The 272-nt window shown below is 62.5% G+C and carries 1 protein-coding gene; it reads right to left on the reverse strand.

The window, feature by feature from the left end:
• Positions 1-241 (reverse strand): EAL domain-containing protein (locus ACX6XY_RS30295; RefSeq protein ID WP_460337894.1); only part of this gene is annotated, 241 nt, incomplete at its 3' end.
• Between the last annotated feature and the right edge of the window lie 31 nt (positions 242-272).

A 272-nucleotide genomic window follows, 5' to 3' on the forward strand; every position in this document is an offset into this window, starting at 1 on the left:
GTTGCAGGATGGTGCCGTTTTCCTCTGCCAGGTGGATGAAATGCTCCGGTGGCACTTCGCCAAATGTCGGGTGGCTCCAGCGGATCAAGGCTTCGGCACCGACCAGGGTCTGGGTTTGCAGGCTGAGCTTGGGCTGGAAGCACAGGCTCATCTCGTTGCGTTCGATGGCCCGGCGCAGTTCGTGCTCCAGGGCAACACGCTCACTGGCCTGGGCGGTAAGGTCGCGGGTATAGACTTCCACTCGGTTGCGCCCCTTGGCCTTGGAGCGGTAC

Source organism: Streptomyces sp. O3, from assembly GCF_054788135.1.